Annotated in this window: 5 protein-coding genes and 2 pseudogenes; 1 reads left to right on the forward strand and 6 read right to left on the reverse strand. The window is 67.7% G+C overall.

What is annotated here, in order from left to right; translation table 11 throughout:
• Positions 1-541 precede the first annotated feature (541 nt).
• The 5 genes and pseudogenes from ACF1AG_RS34615 to ACF1AG_RS34635 all read right to left on the reverse strand — a co-directional run bounded on the left by ACF1AG_RS34615 (position 542) and on the right by ACF1AG_RS34635 (position 4,985).
• Complete coding sequence (locus tag ACF1AG_RS34615) at positions 542-1,087, reverse strand: TetR/AcrR family transcriptional regulator (protein WP_387799115.1); 546 nt, start codon at positions 1,085-1,087, stop codon at positions 542-544.
• A 113-nt stretch (positions 1,088-1,200) separates the two neighbouring features.
• On the reverse strand, positions 1,201-1,662 hold the full coding sequence (locus tag ACF1AG_RS34620; RefSeq protein ID WP_387799112.1) for a nuclear transport factor 2 family protein: 462 nt from the start codon (positions 1,660-1,662) through the stop codon (positions 1,201-1,203).
• A 124-nt stretch (positions 1,663-1,786) separates the two neighbouring features.
• The gene (locus ACF1AG_RS34625; RefSeq protein ID WP_387799110.1) at positions 1,787-2,590 is read right to left on the reverse strand and encodes an N-acyl homoserine lactonase family protein; all 804 of its coding nucleotides are present in this window, start codon (positions 2,588-2,590) and stop codon (positions 1,787-1,789) included.
• A 460-nt stretch (positions 2,591-3,050) separates the two neighbouring features.
• Positions 3,051-3,491, reverse strand: a complete 441-nt coding sequence (locus tag ACF1AG_RS34630; protein ID WP_387799109.1) for a hypothetical protein — start codon at positions 3,489-3,491, stop codon at positions 3,051-3,053.
• Between the two features lie 679 nt (positions 3,492-4,170).
• Positions 4,171-4,985 (reverse strand): annotated as a pseudogene (locus tag ACF1AG_RS34635) (IS5 family transposase).
• A gap of 1,365 nt (positions 4,986-6,350) precedes the next feature.
• Here ACF1AG_RS34635 and ACF1AG_RS34640 point away from each other — a divergent pair.
• Positions 6,351-6,689: pseudogene (locus ACF1AG_RS34640) on the forward strand (transposase); the annotation flags it as partial.
• A 110-nt stretch (positions 6,690-6,799) separates the two neighbouring features.
• Here the strand turns inward: ACF1AG_RS34640 and ACF1AG_RS34645 are convergent.
• On the reverse strand, positions 6,800-7,345 hold the full coding sequence (locus ACF1AG_RS34645) for a hypothetical protein (protein ID WP_391811043.1): 546 nt from the start codon (positions 7,343-7,345) through the stop codon (positions 6,800-6,802).
• Positions 7,346-7,592: the final 247 nt, after the last annotated feature.

Below are 7,592 nucleotides of genomic sequence, written 5' to 3' on the forward strand. Positions count from 1 at the left end.
GCCGGCGCCCATGGCCTCGGCCGTGGTGCCCGGCGCCAGAAGCGACGCGGCCCCGATCGCGGCGACCCCGGCCACGGCCAGCCCCGCACGCCACCATCCGGACCGGCCCCACAACGCACTCTTCGTGATCTCCATGACCGGAACGCTACGGAGGGCCGGCGCCGCGGACCATCCAGCTGGCTACCCGGACGGGGGTGGTGCCGGCCCCCTACCGCCCGGCAACCACGCCCAGGGAACTGGAGAAGTCGTATTGCTCTGGAAGAACAAGCCCCGCAGGCCGTCCACTGGTGGAGTGTCGGTATTCGAGAGTTGCAGTATTTGCACCGTGGTCCAGTGCTGGTCCCCAGGGCCGATCATGGTGTGGGCAGGGACACTGCCCGTGGACCGCGGCCCGGCGGCGACTTGATTCGGCGCCCCCGCCGTTGCCGTACACCACTGCCGGAGCAACGACGGAGGTGCGGACGCCCTCGGCCTCGCGTACCCGTCGCAAAGGACACTCGCCAGGCGGGGAGCCGCCGGCGTTCCCCTTCGGCGTCGCTTGTCAACCGGTCAGGATCGCGCTCGCGACGACATCGAGGAGGTGATCGGCGCGTGGCGCGAACGCGGGTTGATCGCCCAGCCAGGCCAGCGCGGCTACCAGCGCGAACAGATCGGTGCCATCGATGTCGACCCGCGCTGTGCCCGCGGCCTGAGCACGGTCGAGGAGCCCCGTGCCGGCCGCTCGCATGGTGACGCAGGAAGCATGGAGTGCGGACTCGCTGTCCTCCAGGGCGGCCGCCATCAATTCCGTGGCGCCCCGGTACTCGCGTGCCACCGCGGCGCAGTCGCGTAGCCACGAAACGAGAGCGTCTTCGGGCGCGCTTGACGTTTCGAGTTCGCCTGCCCTTGCCGTCAGCTCGTCGAAGCTCGAGCGGAGCAGCGCGTCGAGCAGCGCCTCGCGTGTGGGGAAGTGACGGAGCAGCGTGGCGAGCCCCATGCCGGCCTTGCGTGCGATGTCGCGCAGCGATGCCTCGGCGCCATGCTCGGTGATGACGGTGCGCGCAACTGCGAGCAGGTGGTCACGGTTCTTTTGGGCGTCGACCCGCATCTACCTCTCCCGACTTTCCGGATCAGTGGTCCAGTAAGCGTACCCCGCTGGAAGTGCTCGGTGTCTTCGGGCCACTGCTCCTGCTTGTCCGTGGGGCCGCCGGCGTGTTGCCGCTACGAGTCCAGGGTGTGCGTCCGGACTGTGTCGTCGCCGCGGGTGTGGAGCGCGGTGAAGGTCATGCCGGTCGCCTTCCAGCCGTCGGAGGTGCGGCGGACGGCGAACTCGTAGCGGCCCCAGACCTCCCACATCCTGCTGCCGAGTGAGGCGTCCAGGAGGTTGTAGGTGTAGCCCTTGACCTTCACGGACGCCTCGTCGCCGGTTATCTTGATGCGGTGGTGGCCGGCAAAGTGGTAGCTCGACTTCTTGGCGTGCATGCCTGCGCGCCAGCCGCCGACGAGATCAACGTTCGTGGTTTCTTCCGCTCTGCTGTCCGCAAGGCCGGAGAAGTCGACCTGGACCTTGTCCGTGAACAGCACTTCCGCGGCTTCCCATTCCTTCGCATCGACGTGGTCGAAGATGCTGTCGACCAGTTCGATTATGGCGATGCGGTCGGTCAGTTGAGTCAGGTCGGTCATCGGGATTCTCCTTGAGTGAATGGGTCCTGATGAGTCGGCCCGCGGGCGGCACCGGAGCACCCGCGGGCCTTCCTACGCCCGACTTGTGGCGCGGGGGCAGGATCGGATTCCTGCGTCTGGTGGCTCAGTCGAGGTACTTCGGGAAGGTCGGCATGCCGGCGAAGTCACCCGGGTCGTGCTGAACCACGACGCGGGCGTCGGTGTTCGCCACGATCTTTGCGAACCGGTCGAACGAGGCCAGCGTGTCGGCGCGGCTCGCATTCGGGACCGGCACCAACTGCTTCTCGTAGTTCTCGCGCAGGTGGAAGAGGTCGCCCGACAGCAGCACCGCTCCGGAGTTCTCGAGCTTGACGAGGAGAACGAGCGAGCCCGGGGTGTGGCCCGGCGCCCTCAGAATGGTGACGCTCCCGTCGCCGAAGACGTCGTGATCGAAGTCCAGGGCGTCAACCTTGAAGCGGTTGAGCAGCTCGGTCGCCTCCCCGTCGATGCCGAACGGAGTCGGGATCTGGCGCGCAAACGCGAGTTCCGCGGCCGAGACGAGGAAGGTCGCCTGGGGAAAGAGCCCGACGTTGCCAGTGTGGTCCTGGTGAAGGTGAGAGAGCGCCACGAACTCGATGTCGTCGGGCTCCAGCCCCAGCTCTGCCAGCTGACCCTTGAGCGTGCGGCTCACCGAGAACCGCCCGCCGAACTTGAGCTCCGAGCCGCCCGGCAGGTCGGCGATGCGGTCACCGTTGCCGGTGTCCCACAGCAGCCAGCGGTTTCCGTGCTGGATCAGAAAGGCTGGGGCGGGCATCAGGACAGGCCGGTCCTGGAACTCGCCCGTGTCCGACATGATGCTTCCCTGCTGGAACACGGTGAGCCCACCGTCGAGCGTGTAGATCCGGACAGGGGTCTGTCCTGCGGGGTTGGCGGTCGTGGTGTTCGTCATTGGCTTGCGTCTTTCCGGGACATGCAAGAGGGGCTGGTTCCCGCTCCTGGAAGTGGTCCTATTTCGCGCTCCTGCGGCGGAAACAGGGTCGAGCACGTTGTCCGAGAGCCGGGGAAGCGGCACCCCGTCGTCACGCAGGACTTCGGGGCCGCCGCACAGGTGGCCCCTGATCGCCCTCGTCGTGCGTGGGGGCATCGGTTCCTCCTTCCCGCACGCGGGGACTCTCGTATCGGATCAGTGGTCCACTAAACCGGACCACTGATCCGATTATGTGGGTCAGCGATCCGGATAGTCAAGCAGGGCCAGGCGTGTGCCCACCCCAGAGAGAATCGCGCCCCCCGTGCCGTGGTTGCGAGCGCTGCCGCCACTGGACGCGGCGCCCACAGCCAGGGCCACCATCAACGGCCGCGTCGCCGACGTCGTGGGCGGCGCCCGGGAGTGTCCAATAAGCCCGGCCCGGTCACATCAGCGAGGACAAGTATTCGGACCAGTTCTCGCCGGCGAGCGTGGCCCAGCGTTCGGCTGTTTTCGGGTGGATGCCGAGCAGGTCGGCGATGACCATGGGCGGTAGGTCTGCCAGGGCGTCCATCATGGCGGTGTTCCGAGCCGCGCGGGCGGGCAGACCGTGGTGTCTCAGGGTGTCAGCGAGGCCGAGGGGGTTACGCGAGCGTCCAGGGCTTTGGCCTGGCAAGAGGTACCTATGCCCGGTCGTGGTGCTGTGCCGGGGTGTGCTGTGTAGGAGCTGACCGTCGATGAGACGGGCGAGCTTCGGGGGGAGCACGAAGGGGTGCTGGTTGACCGCCAGGTAGGTGTGCTCCTGGTCGCGTCGGATGCGGTCGGTGGTGAGCTCGACGATGTGGGTCAGGGGCAGGGCGTAGAGACGGACGAGGGCAGCTGCCACGCGGACGTCCAGGGGTAACGCGGTGTCGTTGAAGCAGCGCCGCAGTTCGTTTCGGGCCTCGTCCTCGGCTTGGAAGTGGCCTGGGAGTTGCGAGGCTGGGCGCTCGATGACCAAACCGGGCGGGCAGAGGCGTCGCGCCGTGCTCCAGCGAAGGAAGGGGATCGAACGGGAGCGCAGCGTTGGCCGGTCGATCGCCCAGATGTCCAGATGTCCAGATGTCGCTGCTGGAGCCCGCTGAGGCTCAGGTGCTGGGAGTCGAGCCAGTCCAAGAAGTCGATGGCGGCGAGCACGTGGCCGCAGTCACCTTTGTGCGCGGCGTAGGTGTAACGGCCGCGGGCTGAGCGCCGGCGGGCGTCGCGGATGATGTGCCACTCGGTGAACGGACGGATGAGGTTGGCGTGCCGTGCCGGGAGTTCGGCCACGGTCCGTGCCACCCAGTTGGTGAGCAGGGCGAGATTCTCATCGCGTGGCGGAAGAATGCCGGCGGTTACGAGCAGCCCGCGCACGTAGGCGGTGGCAGCCCGTTGCGGCAGCGTGTCGAGGGAGTCGTGGTTCAGCGCTGTGGGATCGAGGGCCAGGCGTCGCAGGAGGTGGGCGGCGGGGCTCCGGCGCAGCCACTGCAGGACGCGGTAGGGGTTCTCCGCGTCGGCCAGTACGACGGCGAGGGGCTCAACTGGCCCTAACAAAGCCTCTGGACGTGCCGGTGGGTGATCAGGCAGACGGCGAGTCCGAAGGCCTCGTGGATGTCGTCGCGTCGTTCCCACCGGATGCGTAGGCGGCGGAAGCCATGCAGCCAGGAGATCGTCCGTTCGACGACCCAGCCGAAGGTACCCAGGCCGGTACCGTGCGGCTGGCCACGCTCGGCGATCACCGGGCGGATCCCGCGCTGCCGCAGAAGTCGGCGGTACTTGTCGTGGTCGTAGCCGCGGTCCGCGAAGAGCATGTCGGGCCGCCTGCGAGGCCGGCCCACGGCTCCCGCCACTGCCGGGATCTTGTCCAGCAGCGGCAGCAACTGGGTGACATCGTTACGGTTGCCGCCGGTCAGCGACACCGCGAGCGGGATGCCCTGGCCGTCGGTGATGACGTGGTGCTTACTGCCCGGCCGTGCGCGGTCAACCGGGCTGGGTCCGCTCTTGGGCCCCTGCGTGCGGCCCGGACGTGGGAAGAGTCGATCACCGCCCGGGACCAGTCCAGCTGGTTCTTCGACCGCAGCTTGTTCAGCAGCAACTGGTGCAGCTTCTCCCAGACTCCGGCCTCGTCCCAGGCCGCCAGACGCCGCCAGCACGTCATGCCCGAGCCGAAGCCGCGCTCCTGGGGCAGGTACTCCCACTGAATGCCGGCGTGGAGGACGAACAGGATCCCGCACAACGCTTGACGGTCGGGCACCCGAGGTCGCCCTTCCACCCGCTTCGGCGGCGGCTCGGGCAGCAACGGCTCGATGAGCGACCACAGTTCGTCCGACACGATCCACGGCCGCGACTGACGCTTCCCCATGACCACATCAACGAACGATCAAGCAGACAGTCACATGATCAAACAGCTATTGTTAGAGCCAGTTAAGCGGCTGGGCCACGCTTGCGCCGTCTATGGAAAGCAGATCGCTCACACGGGCGGCCAGGGTGCAACGGGGGCAGCGGTGGCCGGAGTAGAGGTCCGCCGGCTCACCGCAGGCCGAACAGCGCTCGACCGGTTCGTCGGGGAACGAGCACGCCTTGCACAGGAGGCTTCCCTCGGCTGTCTGGCCGATCAGAATGCGATGCCGACCGCACGAGGCGCACGATGCAGGGGTCGACAGGGCTGTTCTGTAGCAGCAAATGCACACTGGGCCTCGCGGCCAGAAGACCTTGACCTCCCCGACTCGGCCGCACAGGACGCATGGGCACTTTTCACGGGGGCGGCACGTGTCGCAGTGGAACGAGCCCCGGCCGCCGTTGATGTGGTGGCCGGGGCGGACCCTTTCACAGATGACGCAGGTCCTCTCGTGTCGCTTGTAGCACCGGTCGCAGGTGTCCGGCCTGGTGCCGTCGGCCCGGGCGACGGTGGGAAGGATCTGTTCGCAGACACCGCACAGGCGGGCAGGGCTGGAGTAGCAGCCGCCACAGACCGGTCCGTCGGGGTCAGTGCGTTGACCCGGCGTACCCGACCGCAACGGCAGCACGGCTGAAGGTTCTTGGGAGTCCAGGTCTGGCAGAGGCTGGTGCCGTCGGGAAGGCGCCGGTACGAGATCATCATCCGGCGGCAGCTGGCGCATTCCTCCTTGGCGTCCGCCTCCTTGTTCCTGCACGGACTGCAGATGCCGCCCTCCGGTCGGCGGGCGTAGATGCTGGCCAATTTGCCGCACCGGGCGCACGGCTTCTTGGCACGTCTGACGGCGCAGCATGAACACAGCCGCCCCTCCGGTCCGTTGTTGGTGGGAAGAGGGTTGGTCCGTCCGCAGTCTCCACAGGCCACCAGGGTGACCTTGTCCCCGTGCCCGGCCGCGGCCGGCGCCGCCAGCAATCGCACCACACAGGTGGGGCAGTCGGCACGGGCATGCTCAGAGCATCGGGTCGCTCGGACAAATAGCGCACCAGGCGGAAGGCGTTCGCCCCACGCCATGCCCGCGCCTCCTCCGTCACGGCCTGCGCCTGTTCGATGGCAAGGGAATCGCCCACCGCTGACCGCAGTAGTGCGACGATCTGCTCCCGGGCGGCGGCGAGTTCGGCGCGTAAGCGGATCTGGTCCGGTGTCAGCGGCTTCACGGCTGACCCGGTCGCCGGATCGTGGTACGCCGCTCCTTGAGCGGCAGTGGCTCGGCCTGTCCGTCCGCGGTCTTCTTGACCTGTGCGTTGACTACCTTCGGCTTGATGAGATCGTTCGGACTACCGCGACCTGATCCAGACCGCCCACCAGCAGCTCGGCGGCCCGATCGTGCTGGTCTGGGACAACTTGAACACTCATCTGACGGCCGGCATGCGCCGTTACATCGCCGACCGCGACTGGCTCACCGTCTTCCAACTGCCGCCCTACGCACCCGACCTCAACCCGGTCGAGGGCATCTGGTCCGTCCTACGACGCACCACCACGGCCAATCGTGCCTTCGCCGACCCTGACGATCTGATCACCGCCGTCCGGCGCGGCATACGCCAGCTCCAGTACCGCCCCGGCGTCCTCGACGGCTGCCTTACCGGCACCGGCCTCCGGCGCCAGCCACCATGACGACATCACGCATTCAAGGTCAGTAGTTCTCCCCACTCGCGGCCACTTCGGCTCCCCACCACGGCCACTTCAATTCCCCATGGCGGCCACTTGGTGTACGCAGGGTTAGGTCACCTGCGGCGGTGTTCGCCCCACAACGGCAGGATCGGAGGCAGGTCGCTGAGGCCGCGGGCCGGCCGCTTCGGCATCGGCGACTCCCCGTCATCCCCGTCCCAACGGCGGGTGTACTGGTCCGGGAGGTTGCCCCAGCCCCAGTAGGGAACTGGGCGGTCGGGCACATCGCCGAGTTCCTCGAGGGGATCAATACGCTTCTCCGCCACCGTGCACAGGTGCGCCCAGTCATCGCCCATGTCGAAGACATAGGCGAACTGTTCGCCGGCCTGCAGCCTGCTCAGCTTGGTCACATGGCCGTCCACGGTGCCGTCCGGGGCCTCGCCGTCCCACCAGTCCAGCGGGCTGACGTGTGCGGCGTCGGACAACGTGAACAGGTGGAGGTGAGCTAAGTCCCAGCGCGCGAAGGCGAGATCGATGGCTGAGGCGAGCTGTACGAAGGAATGCGACCGAGCAGCGGCGAACACCCGGCCGGGACGCGGCCACAGGTACGCACCGTGACCGGAGACCAACTCCACCCGGATCGACAGCCAGGTACGAGCCACGTCGATAACCTCCCCTGTGCCAGACCTGTGAGCCACCACGCAGGCTACTGAGTGTGACTGCCCACTGGGTAATCGAGCTGGCCGTACGTGGGGAATTTCTAGCCTCGATCTTTCGCGAGGGTCCGCCGACGGAGTCGGTGGACCCTTTTGCTTTCCGGAGCTGATGGCGGGCAGGCCGGCGACCCGGCTGTCGCGTCGGGTGGGCGCCGGGTTCCACGGCCCGGGGTGGGTGAGGTTGTCGTCGGGA

This window comes from Streptomyces sp. NPDC014764, from assembly GCF_043082785.1.
Lineage (GTDB): Bacteria > Actinomycetota > Actinomycetes > Streptomycetales > Streptomycetaceae > Streptomyces > Streptomyces althioticus.

What these genes read in the sequence shown, in the direction of transcription:
- ACF1AG_RS34620 (WP_387799112.1), bottom strand. Translation starts at nt 1,662, where the DNA reads ATGACCGACCTGACTCAACTGACCGACCGCATCGCCATAATCGAACTG.
- ACF1AG_RS34615 (WP_387799115.1), bottom strand. Translation starts at nt 1,087, where the DNA reads ATGCGGGTCGACGCCCAAAAGAACCGTGACCACCTGCTCGCAGTTGCG.
- ACF1AG_RS34625 (WP_387799110.1), bottom strand. Translation starts at nt 2,590, where the DNA reads ATGACGAACACCACGACCGCCAACCCCGCAGGACAGACCCCTGTCCGG.